At 57.5% G+C, this 19,606-nt stretch carries 16 protein-coding genes and 2 pseudogenes; 11 read left to right on the forward strand and 7 right to left on the reverse strand.

Annotated features, from left to right (window positions below; all coding sequences use genetic code 11):
- Positions 1 to 88 precede the first annotated feature (88 nt).
- From ACA058_RS28435 to ACA058_RS28450, 4 genes are all read left to right on the forward strand, one after another.
- Entirely contained in the window at positions 89 to 1,147 is a 1,059-nt protein-coding gene (locus tag ACA058_RS28435; protein ID WP_497640017.1) for an IS110 family RNA-guided transposase, read from the forward strand.
- Between the two features lie 394 nt (positions 1,148 to 1,541).
- The gene (locus ACA058_RS28440; protein ID WP_497636870.1) at positions 1,542 to 3,971 is read left to right on the forward strand and encodes a TonB-dependent siderophore receptor; all 2,430 of its coding nucleotides are present in this window, start codon (positions 1,542 to 1,544) and stop codon (positions 3,969 to 3,971) included.
- 72 nt (positions 3,972 to 4,043) lie between these two features.
- Entirely contained in the window at positions 4,044 to 5,174 is a 1,131-nt protein-coding gene (locus ACA058_RS28445; RefSeq protein ID WP_497636871.1) for a PepSY-associated TM helix domain-containing protein, read from the forward strand.
- Complete coding sequence (locus tag ACA058_RS28450; RefSeq protein WP_497636872.1) at positions 5,171 to 5,350, forward strand: hypothetical protein; 180 nt, start codon at positions 5,171 to 5,173, stop codon at positions 5,348 to 5,350. Before ACA058_RS28445 ends, ACA058_RS28450 begins: the two co-directional genes overlap by 4 nt.
- Before the next feature lie 116 nt (positions 5,351 to 5,466).
- On the opposite strand, the gene ACA058_RS28455 is transcribed toward ACA058_RS28450, so the two are convergent.
- Positions 5,467 to 7,019 (reverse strand): IS3 family transposase gene (locus tag ACA058_RS28455; RefSeq protein WP_497636873.1). Its coding sequence is split into 2 segments (ribosomal slippage): positions 5,467 to 6,557 and positions 6,557 to 7,019, totalling 1,554 coding nucleotides; the frame shifts between segments, so codons are not numbered across the junction.
- A 90-nt stretch (positions 7,020 to 7,109) separates the two neighbouring features.
- The gene (locus ACA058_RS28460) at positions 7,110 to 8,105 is read right to left on the reverse strand and encodes an IS110 family RNA-guided transposase (RefSeq protein ID WP_497634894.1); all 996 of its coding nucleotides are present in this window, start codon (positions 8,103 to 8,105) and stop codon (positions 7,110 to 7,112) included.
- 668 nt (positions 8,106 to 8,773) lie between these two features.
- Here ACA058_RS28460 and ACA058_RS28465 point away from each other — a divergent pair.
- Together ACA058_RS28465 and ACA058_RS28470 are read left to right on the forward strand one after the other, a co-directional pair.
- The gene (locus ACA058_RS28465) at positions 8,774 to 9,403 is read left to right on the forward strand and encodes a glutathione S-transferase (RefSeq protein ID WP_497636874.1); all 630 of its coding nucleotides are present in this window, start codon (positions 8,774 to 8,776) and stop codon (positions 9,401 to 9,403) included.
- 103 nt (positions 9,404 to 9,506) lie between these two features.
- Positions 9,507 to 10,376, forward strand: coding sequence for an RHS repeat-associated core domain-containing protein (locus tag ACA058_RS28470; protein ID WP_497636875.1), 870 nt, complete (start codon positions 9,507 to 9,509; stop codon positions 10,374 to 10,376).
- 217 nt (positions 10,377 to 10,593) lie between these two features.
- Here the strand turns inward: ACA058_RS28470 and creD are convergent, their stop codons facing one another.
- From creD to creB, 3 genes are all read right to left on the reverse strand, one after another.
- Positions 10,594 to 11,964 carry a cell envelope integrity protein CreD gene (gene creD / locus ACA058_RS28475; RefSeq protein ID WP_497636876.1) on the reverse strand — a complete coding sequence of 457 codons (1,371 nt, stop codon included), beginning with the start codon at positions 11,962 to 11,964 and terminating at the stop codon, positions 10,594 to 10,596.
- A 101-nt stretch (positions 11,965 to 12,065) separates the two neighbouring features.
- Entirely contained in the window at positions 12,066 to 13,484 is a 1,419-nt protein-coding gene (creC, locus tag ACA058_RS28480) for a two-component system sensor histidine kinase CreC (protein WP_497636877.1), read from the reverse strand.
- Complete coding sequence (gene creB, locus ACA058_RS28485; RefSeq protein WP_497636878.1) at positions 13,484 to 14,164, reverse strand: two-component system response regulator CreB; 681 nt, start codon at positions 14,162 to 14,164, stop codon at positions 13,484 to 13,486. Before creB ends, creC begins: the two co-directional genes overlap by 1 nt.
- Positions 14,165 to 14,362: 198 nt before the next feature.
- On the opposite strand from creB, the pseudogene ACA058_RS28490 reads away from it, so the two are divergent.
- Both ACA058_RS28490 and ACA058_RS28495 read left to right on the forward strand, forming a co-directional pair.
- Positions 14,363 to 14,692 (forward strand): annotated as a pseudogene (locus ACA058_RS28490) (RHS repeat-associated core domain-containing protein); the annotation flags it as partial.
- Positions 14,693 to 14,709: 17 nt separating this feature from the next.
- Positions 14,710 to 15,147, forward strand: coding sequence for a hypothetical protein (locus ACA058_RS28495; protein WP_497636879.1), 438 nt, complete (start codon positions 14,710 to 14,712; stop codon positions 15,145 to 15,147).
- 91 nt (positions 15,148 to 15,238) lie between these two features.
- Here the strand turns inward: ACA058_RS28495 and rloA2 are convergent, their stop codons facing one another.
- Complete coding sequence (gene rloA2, locus ACA058_RS28500) at positions 15,239 to 15,745, reverse strand: retropepsin-like aspartic peptidase RloA2 (protein ID WP_110750450.1); 507 nt, start codon at positions 15,743 to 15,745, stop codon at positions 15,239 to 15,241.
- 165 nt (positions 15,746 to 15,910) lie between these two features.
- Here rloA2 and yihG point away from each other — a divergent pair, with 165 nt between their 5' ends.
- A complete protein-coding gene (gene yihG / locus ACA058_RS28505) occupies positions 15,911 to 16,813 on the forward strand; it encodes a 1-acylglycerol-3-phosphate O-acyltransferase, YihG family (RefSeq protein WP_497636880.1) in 903 nt (300 codons plus the stop codon).
- Here the strand turns inward: yihG and ACA058_RS28510 are convergent.
- Positions 16,800 to 17,384: a DUF2780 domain-containing protein gene (locus ACA058_RS28510; RefSeq protein WP_497636881.1), complete on the reverse strand. Its 585-nt coding sequence runs from the start codon at positions 17,382 to 17,384 to the stop codon at positions 16,800 to 16,802. The genes yihG and ACA058_RS28510 overlap by 14 nt on opposite strands.
- 225 nt (positions 17,385 to 17,609) lie before the next feature.
- Here ACA058_RS28510 and ACA058_RS28515 point away from each other — a divergent pair.
- Both ACA058_RS28515 and ACA058_RS28520 read left to right on the forward strand, forming a co-directional pair.
- Positions 17,610 to 18,137, forward strand: a pseudogene (locus tag ACA058_RS28515) (RHS repeat-associated core domain-containing protein); the annotation flags it as partial.
- Positions 18,138 to 18,191: 54 nt separating this feature from the next.
- On the forward strand, positions 18,192 to 19,451 hold the full coding sequence (locus ACA058_RS28520; RefSeq protein WP_497635083.1) for an IS256 family transposase: 1,260 nt from the start codon (positions 18,192 to 18,194) through the stop codon (positions 19,449 to 19,451).
- The last annotated feature ends 155 nt before the right edge of the window (positions 19,452 to 19,606 follow it).

The following is a 19,606-nucleotide window of genomic DNA, read 5'->3' on the forward strand; positions in this document are numbered from 1 at the left end:
CACGCTGGCAGTCTAAACAGCCAACGACAGCGAGGGCGAGTCCATGAAACATCATAGTTCGATTGATCAATCCCTGTCTTCTTCCGATTTGTCGGCCTGCACAACCTTAGCGGTGGATCTGGCCAAGCAGGTCTTTCAGGTCGCCGGTGAAGATGTCCTTGGCCAAGTGCGCTACGAGCAGCGGATCAAGTCGCGTGAGGCGTTTTATGAGTTTCTCCGGCAGCTGCCGCCTCATGTCGTGATTTTGATGGAGACCGGTCCGGGTGCTCAAGCCTGGGCCCGGCAGCTGCAAGACCAAGGCAACCTGGCGCGGATTCTTCCAGCCGGTTTGGTGGCCACCCATCGCAGCGGGCCTAAAAATGATCGCAACGATGCACTGGCGATTTTGCGGGCGGGTCGCGATGAAAAAATCTGCGCAGTACCGGTCAAAAGCGTTGCGGCACTGGCAATGCAGGCGTTGCATCGCGCTCGTCAGGGCTATGTGCGTCGACGCACGGCCGTCAGTAATCAGATGCGCGGCCTGCTGCTCGAGCACGGCGTGGCTTTGGCGCAGGGCGATGTTGCGATCAGCCAGAAAATACCGCGGGTACTGGAGGATGCTACCCAGCCGGTGCCGGGCCTGCTGCGTGAACTGATCGACGAACTGTTGGCCGAGTGGCGCCATTTGGGCGAGCGCATCAGCGTGCTGACGGGACGCCTGGAAGTGGCCGCCAACGCCGACATGACGGCGAAGCGACTGATGACTGTGCGCGGCATCGGCCCAGTCATTGCCACGGCACTGGTGGCCAAGGAAAGCAAGCCTGAGCGATTTCCCAATGCCCGCAAGTTTGCCGCGTACTTTGGCATGGTGCCTGACCAGCACAGTAGCGGGCAGACGGTCCGGCTGGGGGGCATGACCAAGCGAGGTGATGTCTATTTACGCAGCCTGATGATCCAGGGAGCCCATGCGGTGCTGCAACAACTACGACCTGATTCCCAGCAACCCGATGACCGCCGCTTGTTGCGCTGGATGAGCCGGCTGGGCCGTAAGGAGGCTGCGATCAGGCTAGCCAACCGCAACCTGCGAATCGTCTGGGTGCTTTTACAGAATGATCAGACTTATCGTCGCCACGCTGGTGATGGCCAGCAAGCGACGATGAGCCACTGAGCGACAGAGTTCTGCCACCGAGGTACTGACTGTCCGACCCTTTGTTGAAAAAAATTGACCCCAGGTAAGACCGGCGTGGATTGATGCCTAAGCTCCTACTGGCCTTCGAGGCCTGACTGTAATCGGCATACCACGAGCTCTTCCAATTTTGGCCAGATGCCGAAGACGGCTTCCATGAATAGGCCTGATACATAGATGCAACGGGGCGACAGTTTTTCAAAAGCGGGTAGACAGTGGGGGCGAGTCCATACATAGGAGCAAGGCTTGCCCGCGATAGGGCCATCAGCCTCAGCGCAATTGATGAATCGAAATTATTTTCATCCAGCCCTATCACTTTTTGATTTTCGTCCGGCACCTAGGCAATTGAGAAGTATTCACTTTCAGGAGCCGCTGTATGTCCCGTTCGCCAGGTACCTTGTTGCGCCCCAGTTTGCTGGCGCTTGCCATTGCCTTTTGCAGCCCTTTGGCCAGCAGCCAACTGATCGCCGCTGAACAGGCGTCCAGCGTTCGCGCTTACAACTTGCCGGCCGCGCCACTGGCCAGCACCCTGAACCAGATTGCCAGCCAGGCCGGTCTGGCGCTGTCGTTGAACCCGTCGCTTGCGGCAGGCAAGACTTCGGCTCCGGTCAAAGGCCAGTTCGACGCAGCCAGCGCCCTGCGCGAAGCCCTGCGTGGCACCGGACTGCAACTGGAACAAAGCGGCGGCACCTACACCCTGGTGGCTGTGCCCGAGGGCGTGATGGCCTTGCCGGCGACCAGCGTGATCGGTGTGGAAGCAGACACTGAAAACGCCTGGGGCCCGGTGCAAGGCTACCTGGCCAAGCGCACGGCCGCCGGCACCAAGACCGACACCGCGCTGGTCGAAGTGCCGCGTTCGATTTCGATTGCGACGCGCGACCAGATGGACGACCGCAGCGTGCACAGCCTCGACGACGCCGTGCGCTACATGCCCGGCATTACCGCCAGTAGTTACGGCAGCGATACCCGCGCCGACTGGTTGCGCGTGCGCGGCTTCGAACCGACCCAGTTCCTCGATGGCCTTCCACTGCCCAAAGGCGTGTACGCCAACCCGAAACAGGAAACCTGGAACCTCGACCGCCTGGCCCTGCTGCGCGGCCCGGCTTCGTCGATCTATGGCCAGACCCCGCCGGGCGGCCTGCTGGACATGGTCAGCCGCCGTCCCAGTGCGGAATCGAGCAACGAGATCCAGGTGCAATACGGCAGCGACAATCATCGCCAGATCAACTTCGCCAGCACCGGCAAGATCGACGATGAAGGGCAATTCCTCTACGGCCTGAGTGGTGTGGTGCGCGACAGCGGCACTCAGATCGACCACATCGACAACAAGCGCTACAACATTGCACCGAGCCTGACCTGGAACATCGACGAAGACACCAAATTTACCCTGCTCTCGCAGTTCACTCGCGACGATACCGGGATCACCAGCCAGTTCCTGCCGATCCAGGGCACCAGGATTCATTCGCCGCTGGGTGATATTTCCCACCACAAGAACCTGGGCGATCCGGACTGGGAATATTACGACCGGACCTACTACGCGCTGGGCTATGCCTTTGAACATCGCTTCAACGATGTCTGGCAGTTCCGGCAGAACTTGCGCTACACCAAGTCAGACCTGTCCTTCCAGGCCCTCACCGTCGGTGCCTACCCGTTCACCCCGGTCGACGCCAATGGCAACGTAGGTCGCATGAGCACGAGTGTCGACGAAGACATCAGCCAGTTCGCCGTGGACAACAACTTCCAGGCCGACTTCGCAACCGGCGATGTTCAGCACACGCTATTGCTTGGCCTCGATCACCAGCGCAGCAACACCAACTACACCTCGATCTTCGGCGACGGCCTGACCACCAACGTCAACGACCCGATCTATGGCCAGCCAATCGTGCGTCCGCCACGCTCCGCGGCGTTCTATGACTACGACCAGAAGACCTATCAGACCGGGTTGTACGTTCAGGATCAGATGGCACTCGACCAATGGCGCCTGACCCTGGGCGGCCGCGAAGACTGGGTCCACACCGGCACCAAGTTCTTCAACGTCGGCGACGCCACCAACACCGAACGCGATACCAACTTCAGCGGTAACGCTGCGATCAGCTACGTGTTCGATAACGGCATCGTGCCGTACCTGTCGTACGCCGAGTCATTCCAGCCGACCAGCAATGCCACCGCCTCGCCGACCGATTCGTTCAAGCCGACCGAAGGCGAGCAATGGGAACTGGGCATCAAGTACCAGCCGCCTGGCAGCGATACCTTGCTGAGCGCCGCCATCTACGACCTGACCCAGAAAAACGTCTCCGTCACCACGACCAATTCCGACGGCGTCTCGATCACCAGCCAGACCGGTGAAGTAAAGGTCAAGGGCCTGGAGCTGGAAGCCGTTTCTGACGTGACCGAGAACCTCAAGGTCATCGCTGCTTACACTCTGGCCAAGTCCGAAGTCCAAGATGGCGCATTCAAGGGCAATCGCCTGCAACTGATGCCCAACCAACAGGCTTCGCTATGGACCGATTACACCTGGCACAACGGTGTCCTGGACGGTTTCGGCGTAGGCGGTGGCGTTCGCTACACCGGCAACACCTACGGCGACCAAGCCAATACCGAGCTGGGCAAAGCTGACGCCTACACCGTATTCGATGCCGCCGTCCATTACGACCTGGGACGTCTGGACAACAGCCTCAAAGGTGCCTCGCTGGCGCTGAACGCGACCAACCTGTTCGACAAGGACTACATCTCGACTTGCGACAGTTTCTACTGCTACTACGGCGACCAACGCAGTGTCGTCGCCAGTGCCACCTACAAGTGGTAACCACTTGACCTGACATGCCCAACGACCAGGCCGTCCTTCGAGGACGGCTTTGGTGTTTCTGAAGGCTACGAAATGAAAAGTAAAACAATTCGCCGCTGGTCCTTCGTCCACACCTGGACCAGCCTGATCTGCACGGTCTTCCTGCTGATGCTGGCAATAACCGGCCTGCCGTTGATCTTCCATCACGAGATCGACCATTTGCTGGGCGATGCCGCCGAGTTGAAGCAAATGCCGGCGGACACCCCGCAGCTGAATTTGCAGCAGTTGGTGCAGGCGGCTGAAAAACATCGTCCCGGCGAAGTCATGCAGTATTTCGGTTTCGACGATGACGAGCCCAACGGCGCGATCGCAATCATGGCGGCCACCGCCGGCACCGAGCCGAACTCGTCCCACACCTTCATGCTCGACGCCCGAACCGGCGAAGCGCTGGAGATGCCGTCGGCCAATGGCGGCTTCATGATGGTCATGCTGCGCCTGCACGTGGACATGTTCGCCGGACTGCCGGGCAAGTTGTTGCTGGCGTTCATGGGTTTGTTGTTCGTCGTCGCGATTGTGTCCGGCACCGTGTTGTACCTGCCATTCATGCGCCGTTTGAAGTTCGCCACCGTGCGCCAGGACAAGTCCACCCGCCTGCGCTGGCTCGACCTGCACAACCTGATCGGGGTGGTGACCCTGACCTGGGCCTTGGTGGTCGGCGTGACCGGCGTGATCAGTGCCTGCGCCGACCTGCTGATCGCCGCGTGGCGCAACGACAGCCTGAGCGCGATGGTTGCACCATACCGCGACGCGCCACCACTGACGCATCTGGCACCGGCCACGCGTTTGCTCGACATCGCCAAAGCAGTCGCACCCGACATGCAGCCGGATTTCATCGCCTTCCCTGGCACGCGGTTCTCCAGCGAGCACCATTACGCGGTGTTCATGAAAGGCAGCACTCACCTGACCTCACACTTGCTGACGCCGGTGCTGATCGACGCCAGCATCCTGCAAGTCACCGCCGTGGCCGAGCGCCCCTGGTACATGGACGCCATGGGCATGTCGCAGCCGTTGCATTTCGGTGACTACGGCGGCATGCCGATGCAAATCCTCTGGGCGACCCTGGACGTGCTGACGATCATTGTGCTCGGCAGTGGCGTTTACCTGTGGGTGGTACGGCGCAAGGCTGCGAAACCCGTGCTGGAAAAAGTGGAGAGCGTGGCATGAGGCCCCGGCAATCGAATTTCTGGAAGGTGTTCAGCACCCCTACCGTTATCGCCTTGTTCAGCGCGGCGGGTTTGTTTGCCGCGCTGCTTGGCGATGGACTGTGGGATGCCTTGAGCTGGCTTGGGCTAGGCATTCCGGCCGTCCTCGCCCTACGCGGGCTCCGGCAACGCCGGTAGTAACTCATTTCCCTGAACTGACCCCCAAAAGTCAGGATCGGTGTCCAACTTTTGGGGGGCAGTTCACCCTGTAGATACCGGCGTTTTTCAAGGTAGTTGTCGCATCAACCGTCTAACTATGCCGCTCTTTTCTCGACCTGTTGCTCTCGATCGGGGTTCAACAACACGGTGCCGATCGGCTCCCAGTTACGTGTCTGACCCGACCACCGTTCTGGCGTTTTCTCCTTGGCTCGTTCGTACAGCTCATGTCGCCGGGCCAAGACCTGATGGTCCAGTCCTCGATGCCGCTCAGCCGGTGTGACGAACCGGATTCGGCTATGCCGGTGCTCGTTGTTGTACCAGCGCATGAAATCCCTCACCCAAGCTCGTGCGGCGTCCAGACTGGCAAAGCCATCCTGCGGCCATTGCGGGCAGTATTTCAGCGTTCTAAACAACGACTCTGAGTATGGATTGTCGTTGCTCACCCGCGGTCGGCCCCGCGAGGGCGTGATGCCCAGTTCGTACATCTTGCTCAACAGCGTCACCGATTTCATCGGCGCTCCGTTGTCCGAGTGCAGCACCAGCGGTTCGTGTAAACACTGCTCGCCGATCACGCTGCGTTGCAGCAGCACGGCGGCTTTCTCGCCGCTTTCCGCGTCGTAGACCTCCCAGCCCATGGCCTTGCGGCTGTAAATATCCTCGATCAGATAGAGGTAGTAATACTGGCCGCGTATCGGCGACGGCAGATACGTGATGTCCCATGACCACACCTGATTGGGCGCTTCAGCCGCATGCGTCGTTGGGGCCGCGTGCCGCCTGGGGCGCTGACTACGGCCTCGATGTTGCTGTTGACCCGTCGCTCGCAAGACGCGATAAAACGTTGCCTCCGACGCCAGATAGCGCCCTTGATCGGCCAGGCGCGGCACAATCTGGCTCGGCGGCAGGTGGGCGTACTCCGGGCTGTTGCACAGCGTCACAATGGTCTGTCGCTCAGCCTCGCTCAGCGCATTTCGCGGCGTTGGCCGTGTGGCAGTCGTTCGGGCATCAGCCTGGATAACGTCTGTTTCAGTCCACCGCTGCAAGGTCCGCAGCGATAGTCCGATTTCCCGGCAGGCCCTGATTTTTCTGGCTCCCGCCACGACCGCGTTGCTCAGCCAGCCAACGAGTAACTGCCGTTCTGGCAAAGACGTCAGTTGTCCTCGTTGTCGGTCCCCCAGTAGTCGTTGAGCTTTTTTCGCAGCACCAACAACGCAGCTGTTTCAGCGAGCGCCTTGTCTTTGCGGCGCAGTTCGCGCTCAAGTTCCTGGATGCGTTTCTTATCTTTGCGAGACTGCTCCCGATCTTCTTTTTGCTGGGCCTTGTCCGATTTCTGGCCGGTGATGAAGGCTTGTCGCCAGGCAGTGATTTGCTCGGGGTAAAGGCCTTTGCGGCGGCAATACTCGCCCAGGTCGATCTCGGACAAACCGGCGGCTTCAAGGACGACAGCAAACTTGGTTTCGGCTGACCAGTTCTCGGTGAACGGCTTGTTTTCGGACACTGCACTTCCTTCAGAACTGAGCTGCTTGCGCCAGTTGGACAAAGACATTTCGCTGACCCCTTCGCGCCGGGAAACCTCGGCCATCGACAGGTTCAGCGGGGGAAGCAGCATCTTGAGTAATGCGGCTCTGCGTTCAGGTGAATAGTACGGCACGACCAGTCTCTTTCCGCCCCCGATATGCTTTTTCAGGAAAAATCGGAGAGGCGACAACTATCCTGACACCGGGGGATACTCTGTTCACGGTCAAGCTTTCGCGAGATGTTTTTTGCTAAAAAGCTTGGCCGTATTAAATTCTTCTCCAGAGCGCATGCATGCCCATAACCCGGTTAGGTATTTGCGCATGACCGCGCCGATGGCCTGCATTTTCTTCTTGCCGCGCGCTACCAGTGCCTCGTAGAAGGCCTTCACATTCTCATCACAACGGATTGCCGTCATCGCCGGCATGAACATCGCTGCACGCAAGTAAGCATTACCGCACTTGGACATTCGTCCTGGCCGGTTCACGCTGGTGCCTGACTGGGTCAGTCTGACATCCAGGCCTGCATAGCGGCTTACCTGTGCCGATTTAAGCGTCACTGGAAGGGTCGTCAGCTCAGCCAGTGCGGCGATGGCCGAGGCCTCTCCAACGCCGGGCGCCGCCATCATGCAGCGAAATTGCAGGCTCAGATCAGGGCATTTGGCGATGGCGTCGCGCGCAGCCTGTTTTAATCGATCGATTCGAGCGTCCAACGCGCTTATCGCGTCTTTCTCATCCTCGATCAGCAGTGCGATGCTCGTTTCTGTCGCTTGTAGCGCATGCAGCTCGTTCTTGGCTCGCGTCCGATGGCCAATCAGTCGGTTGATGTGGCGACCAATCGCACGCAGCATCATCTGTTCCGCAGTGGGCGGGACCCACAGCCTAGGCCCCATACGCTCGCCGTATTCGGCCAGCAGTTGGGCATCGATCTGGTCAGTCTTGCTGTTTTGCAACATCAGCTTGGCAAAGTTGTGGAAGCTTTTGGGGTTGATCACCGAGACCGGCAAGCCGGCGGCGTGCAATTCCATCGCAAGATCCAGGTAGTAAATACCGGTAGCCTCCATGACAACGCTCAGCGGCTTGAGACGTAGCAGCTTTTCCACAGCGGCCTTGCGACCTTTGGGCGTGTGCAGAATGTCTCCATTGCCTGCTGCTTTGCCGTTCTGCCGCCATCCCATGGCTGAACTGCGAGCACTGATATCTATGCCGACATGCGCATTCATTGCTTTTCACTTCCTTGGCTTTAGGTAAGATTGCACCTGGTTCCCCCGACCTCGAACTTCATGCCACTGCAACCTTGTAATGCGAAGTCCGACTTGTCGGCTTCTCGATACTCTTCGTGGTGGGCAATGAGGCGGGGGGGCCTCTCTACAGACAAGGTCAGGAGCAAATCCTGCCTTCAGGAGCGATCGGCCTCCCCCAGAAACGTACTTGCTGTTGAATGAATCCTTGAGCGTAACCTCTCTCATGGAATCAAGGTCAACATACAAGGAGCGAGCCTGCTCGCGATAAACCTGAGAGCTCCTCGGGGTGTCAGCCTTCCAGCGTCATCGTTGACGGCCATCGCGAGCATGCTCGCTCCTACAGCCCCGCTGTTCGTGACCTTGGCGATTTTCGACATCGTCGCCGCGTTCATCGTCTGGACAGTTGCCCGCGAACTCAAGCCTGCAGGCTGCTCCGGGCCCACAGGCAGGATCACAAGCTGCAACCAGTCAGCTAAGCCACAAAAAACCTGTGGGAGCGAGCTTGCTCGCGATGACGATCGCTCAGTCAACATTGAAAGTGACTGCTATGCCGCCATCGCGAGCAAGGTCGCTCCCACAGGGCTCATCTTGAGCTCTCGCATCAACGCGCTATGCTGCCCGACACCCCCTCTGACCGAGACGTCGCCATGTCCGCCCCGAGCATGACCCTGTACCACAACCCCCTCTCACCCTTTGTCCGCAAAGTCATGGTACTGCTGCATGAAACCGGGCAACAGAACCGCGTCGCCCTGCAGAACTGCGTACTCACGCCGGTCGACCCGGACCAGACGCTGATCAACGACAACCCCCTGAGCAAGATCCCCGCCCTGCGCCTGGCCGACGGCACCATCATCCACGACAGCCGGGTGATTCTCGATTACCTCGACCATCAACACGTCGGCAACCCGCTGATCCCCCGCGAAGGCTCGGCCCGCTGGCGGCGCCTGACCCTCGCCTCCCTGGCCGACGGCATCATGGACGCTGCGGTACTGGTGCGTTACGAAGTTGCCCTGCGCGCCCCGGAAAAACACTGGGACCAATGGCTCGACGGCCAGCGCGACAAAATCCGCCGTGCCCTGGCGTTGCTGGAAAAAGATGCGATGGCCGAGCTGACCAGCCATTTTGATGTGGCAGCAATCAGCGTGGCGTGTGCGTTGGGTTACCTGGATTTGCGCCATCCGGATCTGCAATGGCGCGTGGCAAATCCGCAGCTGGCGGCATGGTATTTCGAGGTGAGTCAGCGGTCTTCGATGTTGTCGACGATGCCGAAGGTTTGATGTAGCTGCGCCGGCACCCTATCAGTTCTGATAGTGGGCAAACGCTGAAAAAACTCCGATGCTGAGGGTTCGGTTCCATCGACCTGTCTCGGAGTTTCAGCCAATGTCTACGCATTCACGCAATACAATCTTGCTGGCAACCGATCAACAGCGCTCGGTGTTGAGCGCCCTGAGCGCGCATGGGCCTCATCCCATCGCTTACACAGCGTACGGTCTTCGCCCACCGGAAAACGGCTTGCTCAGCCTGCTCGGGTTTAACGGCGAACCGCCGGATCCGCTGACCGGGCATTATCATTTGGGGAATGGTTATCGGCAGTTCAATCCGGTGTTGATGCGGTTTAATAGTCCGGATAGTTGGAGTCCGTTTGGGAAGGGTGGATTGAATGCATATGCGTACTGCACAGGTGATCCGATCAATAAGGAAGATCGTAACGGGCATAAACCTGGGTGGATCGCTAGACTTTTTCGCAAGTCTAAAAAATCAACAACATCAACGGCAAACATGACCGAATTTTCCCACCCAACCCCCGCAAAACACACATTCTTCGTTTCTAATAAGTTCAGTGAAGCCGGCATAACGCAAGGCCAGTATATAAGTAGCCACGTAGAGCCAACCAAATCTAAAAATATATCGTTTATGTACGATAAGTGGAGAAACGAAATTTCCGAATATCATGTAATGACAATTAACGGAGCTTCGCTTACGCAAAATATCGTTAGCATCCGACCGCTAAACAATATTTCTCACTCGGACATGCAATTCATTGGCCAACTTCAAAAAAAGCTGACTACCCAAAAACTTCCGTACGATCACCCAGAATTACATTCAACAATTCGTAATACAAGAGATAAACGCGATCTCGTACAAAATAACCTGGATAGAATCCGCAAAGAAAAAGAGACACAATTTAAGTTAACTAAAGCATACAAAAGACAGGAGGAAGAACGCTGGGCAAATAAGAGCGGTTATTAATCCTTGACGCCTGAGCAACAAGGACTGATAAGAACGAATAAGGGACGAATAAGGGACGAATAAGCGAATAAGGGGACGGATTTATTTTAAATCAATAAATTTTCCCCGTCGTTTCGCTATATCCTATTCATTTTCCTGAATGCCGGAAACAGCTCGGCAATTAGTAACGCCAAAACCCGGCCCTCCCGCTGATCATCCCTCAACCCCAGCGACCGGCTCATTCCACCGCTCCAATATCAAACTGCAGGGGCTTGGTCGCCTTCTGTCCGACCCCGTACCAATCCAATTTGCGGGTCAGCACCATGAACACCCCGAGCAAGCCGAACAGCAGCAAAGAGCCCATCAACAGTGCGTAATCCTCGGCACTCAACAAACCATAAAGCAGCCCATACAACGCCGCCAAACCCGCCGAAAAACTCAAGCCGTGACGCACGCTGCGCAACACATGGCAGACATAGAACCCAATCAACAACACACAACCGCTGGCCGACAATAGATACGCCAGCGCGAAGCCAATGTGTTCGGACAGCGACAGCAACAGCAGATAAAAGAACGCCAATGCCACACCCACCAACGCGTATTGCACCGGGTGCACCGCCAGGCTTTTCAGTACTTCGAACAGGAAGAAACCGGCGAAGGTCAGGACGATGAACAACAGTGCGTATTTGATCGCCCGGTCGCTTTTCAGGTACTGGTCCACCGGATCGATGAAGCTCACACCGAAGCTGCGGCTGGACAACGCCTCACAACCGCCGCGGGACACGCAGTTGTTCAGGGTTTCCTGCAGGTTGGTGGAGAAAAACGAGGTCCGCCAATTGGCGGTGAAGCCCTGATCGGTGATGTCGCGCTGGGTCGGCAGGTAGTTGCCGATGAAGCTGGGATGCGGCCAGTTGGCAGCCAGCGAGACTTTGCTGGTCTTGCCTACCGGCAGGATCTGCAGCTGGCCAGTGCCTTGTAACTTCAGGTCGAAACCGAAGGTCAATTCAGTATTTCGCTCAGGGTCCAGCGCCGGCAGCGTCACGTGAACGCCCTCGCCCAGCCAACCGACCTGACTGCCTGGGACGAAGTCCAGCTTCTGGTCGTTCAGTTCGAGTTTCAAGGCATTCTCGATGCCGCGAATGTCGCTGATGCCGACCGCAAGAAATGGCTGGTCGAATTGGTAATCGGCGAAATCTTCCTGGATACCCAGCTGCGCCGGTAGTGAAAAATGGCCGCTGATGCGGTTGTCGGCATGGAACAGCCGCGCCTGGTAAATGCCCCGGGAACGCAGTTCGGTCTGGACCTGGCCGTCGAGTTCGAAGCGCTCCGGCAGGAAGTACAAACGACCGCGCTCTTCACCGATTTCCTGATAGCGCTCGTTGGTTTTTTCGTGGGTCTTCCAAGTGCGCACGACTTTTCGATAGGGCACCACCATCAACGGCCCGCTCAGTTGTTGGCTGTAACTGGAGCTGCGGGCGATGTCTTCGAGCACGCCGTCGCGCAGTTGCTGGCGGTCCTCGATCACGCCGTTGATCATCAGCAGCGGGATCAGCAATAACAGGATCAGCAGGGCAATCGCCCCGAGTTTCAAGGTCAGGCTTCGGTTCATGGGACTCTCCCTGTTTTGGTTGGGAAGAGTCTGGGGTGGCTGTGTGGGGGATTTATGGGGGGATTGTGGAGATTATGTGGAGACTGGGCCGCAACTCGCTCCTAAGGCAGGTGCAATGTCACCTCGACACCGCCCTCAACATTGCCAATGCTCATCACCCCACCATGCAACTTCACCACTTCCTCGACGAAGTTGAGCCCTAGCCCGGTGCTTTTTCGCCCGGTTTCCGGCCGTGGCAGCGAGTAGAAACGCTCGCTCAGGCGCGGTAATGCATAGCCCGGAATCGCTTCGGCCTGGTTGAAAAGCCTGAACTCGATCTGCTCGCCCTTCCGCTCGGCGGTGAATCGCAGCACGCCTTGAGCAGGCGTGAAATCCAGCGCATTTTCCAGCAGATTGCCCAGCGCCTGCCGCAACAAAAACGGCTCACCCATCAGCATCAGGTCCGCTGCAATCATCTGTGACACGCGCAACTGCCTGCCTTCAATCCGCGCAGACTGAGCATCAAGCAGTTCGGCCACCAACGCCGCCAATGGCACTGCAACACGCGCCTCAAGCCCCTGTCGCTGTTCAACCTGCGCCAGATTCAACAGTCGCTCGATCAACTGTTGCATGCGCGCACTTTCACTGTCGATGTTGCCGACAAAACGCAGCCGTTGGGCCAACGGCATCTCGCCCTGCAGCAGTTCCGCCGCTCCGCGAATCGCCGCCAGCGGGCTCTTCAGTTCGTGGGTCAATGTGTGCACGTAACGCTCGACGTAGGCCCGGCCTTCGAGCTGCGTGCGCATCTGTTCTACAGCCGTCGCCAATTGCTCCAACTCGCCACCGCGATAGTGCGGCACCTCGACCCGACGACCTTCGCTCACTGCCTGTGCATAAGCAGTCAACCGCCGCAGCGACCGGCTCAACCACCAGGACAACAGCGCACCGAACAGCAAGCCCAGGCCGATCAGCCCGGCGCCATAAGCCAGCAATCGCCGTTCAGTGCGATCCACATAAGGCTGCAACGAGCTGTTAGGCTTGGCCACGGTGACCACGCCGATGATCTGGCCCCTATCGCGAATCGGCGCGCCGACGTGCATCACCGAAGAGCTCGCATCATTGGGGTCACTTCGGGTCGAGCGGGCGCCATACTCGCCGCGCAGGGTCAGGTAAACGTCGTTCCAGCGCGAATAATCCTGACCGACCGCTGCGCCACTGGAATCCAGCACCACAATGCCGTTGGCGTCGGTGACGTAGATGCGGTGGTTGACCTGATTTTTCGGCAAACCCCAGATGTTCGCCGCCGGTTGCCGCTCGCCGTAAGCCTTGAGCAGTTCCGGCCAGCGGCTCTGGTTGAGGGTGCCGGCCTTGAAATCATCGCGCAGGATTTCCGCCATCAGGTTCGCGGTGTCAACCAGGGTTTCTTCGGTGGACTGGCGCACACCGGGGCGGATTTCCTCCATCACCGTGTTGAGCACGAAATAGCCGGTCAAGCCGACGAACAGCACATAGACCAGGAAAATCCGTATCCCCAACGGCATCAGCTGTGTCCCGGACTGTAGCTGTAACCGAGGCCGCGATGGGTCTGAATCGGCTCTGCATCGGCCTTAACCAATCGCAACTTGGCGCGCACGCTCTTGATGTGGCTGTCGATGCTGCGCTCGTAGCCGGCATCGGCGGCCACGCCCAACGCATCGAGCAATTGCTCGCGGCTGAACACGCGCTCGGGTTGTTCCAGCAGGCATTGCAGCAAACGGAATTCATGACGGGTCAGGCTCAGCGGTTGACCGTGATAACTGATCTGTACCCGTTCGTTATCGATGCGAAACAGTGTTGGCGCGGTTTCGGTCAGGTTTTTGGGCGCCATGCGTTTGAGAATCGCCCGGACCCGCGCCGCCACTTCACGGGGGCTGAACGGCTTGACCACGTAATCGTCGGCACCGATCTCCAGGCCTACGACACGGTCGATTTCGCCATCGCGGGCGCTGAGAAACATCACCGGTACTTCGCTGAAACGCCGCAACTGCTTGCAGGTTTCGAAGCCGCTGATGTCCGGCAGTCCAATGTCGAGGATGATCAGGTCCGCCGGGGTCTGGCGCTGATGCTCCAGCGCGGCCGCGCCAAGGGTCAGCCACGTGGTGCTGAACCCCTCGCCCTGCAAGGCGAAAATCAGCGTGTCGGCAATCGCCGCTTCGTCTTCGACAATCAGGATATGAGGCATGGCGTCCGAGCCTGTTGGTTGAGTGGGCGAACGGTGACTCAAGGCTGAATCGACGTCAATCCGACTGAGTTAAATCGCGGTGGGGGTCTGTAGGACCTAGCAGTTCTGATAGTGGGCAAAGGATGAGAAAGGACCGATGCTTAAAGCCCGACTTTATGGACCATATTCGGAGCTCAGCCGATGTCTACTCAATCACGCAAAACGATACTGCTGGCAACCGATCAACAGCAGTCAGTGTTGAACGCCCTCGACGCGAATCAGCCTCACCCCATTGCCTACGCACCCTATGGCCACCGCACACCGGAAAACGGCTTGCTCAGCCTGCTCGGGTTTAACGGCGAACTGCTGGATCCGCTGACCGGACATTATCATTTGGGGAAAGGGTATCGGCAGTTCAATCCGGTGTTGATGCGGTTTAATAGCCCGGATAGTTGGAGTCCGTTTGGGGAGGGCGGGTTGAATGCGTATGTATATGGTTTGGGAGATCCAGCAAACAGCACCGATCCGTCAGGGCACATGGCTATCTTAAAAAAATATTTAAAGCGATGAAGTCCACGAAAGCGCCTAAACCTGACCTCTCAAAAAATGTCAGCACAGTTGCATCCAGCACAACAGAAGTAGCACCTAAAAAAACTGGTGAAATTACCAACCCTGAGTCTTCTTCGCCACAAGACCGCAAGCCCAATGGACTCACCCCTGCCGAACTAAATCTTAAATTAAATTCAAGATATAAAAACCAACCACAAAACTTCACCAATCTTCCACATAAGGGCAAACACGTCCCTCCCAAACCATCCCCCTCTATCCATGATGGTGTAGATACTGAAAGCTACAAAAAATTCGCGACACTCGAACAATTACATCTTGACTACAACAACAGCAGAGCAATACTTGATACCCTCAAAGACCAGCCTTCAACATCAAAGCCTCTGCAAGATTTCGCGATCATTCAGAAGGCAATCGATATACGGTTCGCTCAATAAACTGACATACATCCAAACTAATTTTTTCACTTCCAAACAGATAATTCACCCGAGCCAAGCACAATTCTGTTCGAAATACTCGGCACCGCTATCAACAATCCGGTTTATCCGCCGTAAACCGCCGCGCCGGATTCACTGCGGCACCAAACTCGCGCAAAGCCTTGGCACCAATCAGCAGTGGATAGTTGAAACTGCTGCGGTCAGTGAGATTCACCTCAACTGTGCGTTTGACATTGCCCAGGCACAACTCCAGATCAACCACCGGCCGCTTGGTGGGCGCGATGACTTCGCTGTCATCCTCGTCTTCTTCGGAGCGGGTCTTGATCTTGCTGATCCGCGCCACCTTGTGCTCGTAAACCTTATTGCTCGCATCCTTGGTGGCCAGGCGGAAACGCACCCAATCCTCGCCATCGCGGGTGAAGGTTTCGATGTCCTTGGCCGACAGCGACGCGGTCAGGGCGCCGGTGTCCATCTTGGCCTTGAGCACTTCGCCGCCGATTTCCGGTAGCGCGATGTATTCGTAGCGACCATACAAGGTCGGCTCGGCGGCCATGACCGGCAGGGCAATGAGTGAAAGCAGTGCAAGAAGGGATTTCACGTACTGGGAGTCCTTAAGGGGTTGGCAGCGCAATTTTAGACCGTAGTTGAGCTGATCGTTCCCACAAGGTTAACGGTGCAGAGGTGAAACCTTCGTCACCAGCGATTTGGCCTGTCGCCCGAAGCTGCTTATCATGGCGCGCCCAAACGCTTCCAAGAGTTCTTTATGCGCCGCCTGCTCACCGGCTGTTTCGTCACATTGCTGCTGTTACTCAACACCCTGGTCCTGATCGGCCCCTTGATGGTGTTTGCCCTACTCAAACTGGTCTTGCCCGGCCGCCTGCGTGATTACGCCTCCTGGGTGGTGATGGGGATTGCCGAAACCTGGTCCGAAATCGACAAACTGATCTTTCGCCTGTGCATCCCCACCCAATGGGATATTCGCGGCGGCGACGACCTGCGCCGGAATACGTCGTATCTAGTGATCAGCAACCACCAGTCCTGGGACGATATCCCGGCGCTGATCCAGACGCTGAACCGGCGCACACCGTTCTTCAAATTCTTCCTCAAGAAAGAGCTGATCTGGGTGCCGTTCCTGGGCCTGGCGTGGTGGGCGCTGGATTACCCGTTCATGAAGCGCTACAGCAAGGCGTTTCTGGCCAGGCATCCGGAGCTGGCTGGCAAGGATCTGGAAATCACCAGGCAAGCCTGCGAACTGTTCAAGCGTCAGCCGGTGACGGTGGTCAATTATCTGGAGGGCACCCGTTTTACCGCGGCCAAAAGCGTTCAGCAGCAGTCGCCGTTCACTCACCTGCTCAAGCCCAAGGCTGGGGGCGTGGCGTTTGTGTTGGCCGCGATGGGTGAACAGCTGGATGCGGTGCTGGACGTGACTGTGGTGTATCCACAGCAGAAAATTCCGGGGTTCTGGGACTTGATCAGCGGCAATGTGCCGAGGGTCATCATCGACATCAAGACCCGCGAGCTCGACCCGGCACTGTGGCAGGGCGATTACGAAAACGATCCGCTGTTTCGTGAGAAAGTCCAGAACTGGGTCAACCAGCTCTGGATCGAGAAGGACCGGCGTATCCACATGTTGCGCACCGAGAGGCGTTGTATCAGCTACCCGTGACGGTGCCGGTGCCGGTACCGGTACCGGTACCGGTACCCCAGATATTGCCCAGACTGCTCAGCAGCGAACCGCCGACGCCCTGCTGACCGAGGTATTGCAGGATCACCGGGGTAAACAACCCGATCATGCCGGTGTCCATCCCCAATGCGCTGAAGGCGTTGTTCAGGTCATTGGTGTCCTTGACGTTGCCCAGGGCGTTATCCAGCCCGGCAGCCTTGCCGTTCGAACCGAGCAAACCGGCGAGCGCCCCCAGCTCCCCTCCACCCGAGAGAATGTCGATCCCTGGCACGCTTTTGGCCAGTTCCGAATAGTCGGTCGAACTCAGCTGATTCTTCGCCAACCCGAGCATCGCGCCGGCGCCGCCGACGGCTTGCTGTGGCGTGATGTTCAATTGAGTGAGCGCGCCCAGCAGGTCCGCCGTTTCCGAGGTCGGCGCGGCATCGGTCGCGGCATTGCCACCCTTCATGCCGGATATGGCATTGGCCGCATCGCTCAGGCTGAACTGGGCAAAGGCCGGGCTGATCGCCAGAGTCAAGAGCGATGCCAGGACAAAACCGCGTAAAATCTTCATTCAGACATCCTCTTGCGTCATGAAAAACGCCCGGTTTTCGGTTGCAAAGCTGCCGATTTGACCGGGCAGACGCGGGCATGTTCCTCAGGTTTCCACCCATTTCCCATCCGCTCGTCACAAAGTAGCCCTGGAGGCTGCGGCACTATCAGATCTGCTAGTAGGCGGCTCTGTTCAAATGCGCCACAGTAAAACCCTGAATTGACGTACTCATTCAGGAACCTGGCCATGCTCCCCAATCGCGAAAAGTTGCTCTGCCGCTATCACTACGACCCACTGGATCGACTGGTTGACTGCACTTCCTCTGCGCAGGCGCCCACCCGACGCTTTTACCTGAAAGATCGTCTGGCGACCGAGATTCAAGATGCGGTGCAGCTTTCGATCATGCAGCACGACGATCAACTGCTGGCTCAGCAACAGCGTCAGAGCGGAGTCGTGGAAGCGCGTTTGCTGGCCACTGATCAACAGCGTTCGGTTTTGAACGTTCTCGACGCAACTCACTCCCATCCCTTCACCTATTCACCCTACGGCCATCGGGCTTCCGAAAACGGCTTGCTCAGCCTGCTTGGCTTCAACGGTGAACGGCCGGATCCGGTGACGGGGTGGTATTTGCTGGGGAATGGTTATCGGGCGTTTAACCCGGTGTTGATGCGGTTCAACAGCCCGGACAGTTGGAGTCCGTTTGGCGAGGGTGTGTTGAATTCGTATGCATATTGCACGGGAGATCCGGTGAACAGGGTAGACCCTCAGGGACATACGGGACTGTCATAAATTTTGTGTTCGGGCATAACATGTTGAAGAGGTGCATGTATGCCGACCAAAAAGAAACCGGCCCGCGAGGCCCAGCGTGACCTACCATCCATTCCAAAAGAGCTGATCGACCAGTTCGTGAACGGTCCGATGAGTGCCGAAGCCATTCAGGACGCTTCGATGGCGTTCAAAAAGGCGCTGATTGAACGAGCCTTGGGAGCCGAACTCGGCCACCACCTTGGCTACCCTCAGGGCGCGCAGCGCCCTGAGGAGTCGAGCAACCAGCGTAATGGTAAGAGCGGCAAGACCGTGCTGACCGATGACGGCCCGCTTCGCCTGGACATCCCCAGAGACCGCGATGGCAGCTTTGCTCCGATTCTGATCCCCAAGCACGAGCGCCGCTTTACCGGCTTCGATGACAAGATTATTGCCATGTATGCACGCGGCATGAGCGTGCGCGAGATTCGTGCATTTCTATCGGAGCAATACGGCACAGATGTCTCCCATGACTTCATCAGCTCAGTCACCGATGCAGTTCTGGAAGAGGTCAGTGCTTGGCAGCAGCGACCACTTGAACCCATGTACCCAGTCATTTTCTTCGATGCTCTGCGGGTCAAAATCCGTGACGAGGGGGTGGTTCGCAACAAGGCCATTTACTTAGCCCTGGGCGTATTGCCGGACGGTACACGAGATATTCTGGGCATCTGGATTGAAACGACCGAGGGTGCCAAGTTCTGGATGAAGGTTTTCAATGACCTCAAGACTCGAGGCGTCGAAGACGTTTTGATCGCTGTCACTGACGGACTCAAAGGCATGCCAGAAGCCTTGAGTGCTGTGTTCCCTCAGACGACGCTGCAGACCTGCATCGTCCACTTGATCCGTAACAGCCTTGATTACGCGGCCTGGGATAAACGTCGCGAACTGGCCAAAGCCCTGAAGCCGATTTATCAAGCACTCAACGCTGAAGTTGCCGAGCAGGCTTTAGATGCCTTCGAATCTGGACCTTGGGGTAAACAATATCCAACGGTGGCTGCTGCCTGGAGGCGTGCCTGGGACCGAGTCATCCCGTTTTTCATCTTCCCGCCAGCCATACGAAAAGTGATCTACACCACCAACGCCATCGAGAGCATCAATGCTCAGTTGCGCAAGATCATCAAGACAAGAGGACATTTTCCAACCGATGATGCGGCGACAAAGCTGATCTGGCTGGCACTGCAAAATATCACCGCCAATTGGGGCAGTCCGGCCCATGACTGGAAGAACGCAATGAATCAGTTCGCGGTTTTGTACGGAGATCGATTCATCAGGCCAACTTGGTGAAATGAAGGCCTGCCTTACGGCAGGCTGTTACCGGCCCGCACACAAAAAATCTGACACTCTCGGACATACCCCCAGAAGGTTAAAAAGCATTCTGCGCTCCGTCGGCGTAATGAGGAAAAGACCACAGCGCCCAGCGGTAAACATCAGCAGTTTTC

This window comes from Pseudomonas sp. LBUM1649, from assembly GCF_059716155.1.

Excerpts from the sequence above, each read along its gene's own strand:
- creD (WP_497636876.1), bottom strand. The coding sequence starts at position 11,964 with ATGAACCGAAGCCTGACCTTGAAACTCGGGGCGATTGCCCTGCTGATC.
- ACA058_RS28440 (WP_497636870.1), top strand. The coding sequence starts at position 1,542 with ATGTCCCGTTCGCCAGGTACCTTGTTGCGCCCCAGTTTGCTGGCGCTT.
- ACA058_RS28510 (WP_497636881.1), bottom strand. The coding sequence starts at position 17,384 with ATGAAGATTTTACGCGGTTTTGTCCTGGCATCGCTCTTGACTCTGGCG.
- ACA058_RS28495 (WP_497636879.1), top strand. The coding sequence starts at position 14,710 with ATGAAGTCCACGAAAGCGCCTAAACCTGACCTCTCAAAAAATGTCAGC.
- ACA058_RS28470 (WP_497636875.1), top strand. The coding sequence starts at position 9,507 with ATGTCTACGCATTCACGCAATACAATCTTGCTGGCAACCGATCAACAG.
- ACA058_RS28520 (WP_497635083.1), top strand. The coding sequence starts at position 18,192 with ATGCCGACCAAAAAGAAACCGGCCCGCGAGGCCCAGCGTGACCTACCA.
- ACA058_RS28450 (WP_497636872.1), top strand. The coding sequence starts at position 5,171 with ATGAGGCCCCGGCAATCGAATTTCTGGAAGGTGTTCAGCACCCCTACC.
- yihG (WP_497636880.1), top strand. The coding sequence starts at position 15,911 with ATGCGCCGCCTGCTCACCGGCTGTTTCGTCACATTGCTGCTGTTACTC.
- ACA058_RS28465 (WP_497636874.1), top strand. The coding sequence starts at position 8,774 with ATGTCCGCCCCGAGCATGACCCTGTACCACAACCCCCTCTCACCCTTT.
- creC (WP_497636877.1), bottom strand. The coding sequence starts at position 13,484 with ATGCCGTTGGGGATACGGATTTTCCTGGTCTATGTGCTGTTCGTCGGC.
- creB (WP_497636878.1), bottom strand. The coding sequence starts at position 14,164 with ATGCCTCATATCCTGATTGTCGAAGACGAAGCGGCGATTGCCGACACG.
- ACA058_RS28445 (WP_497636871.1), top strand. The coding sequence starts at position 4,044 with ATGAAAAGTAAAACAATTCGCCGCTGGTCCTTCGTCCACACCTGGACC.
- ACA058_RS28460 (WP_497634894.1), bottom strand. The coding sequence starts at position 8,105 with ATGAATGCGCATGTCGGCATAGATATCAGTGCTCGCAGTTCAGCCATG.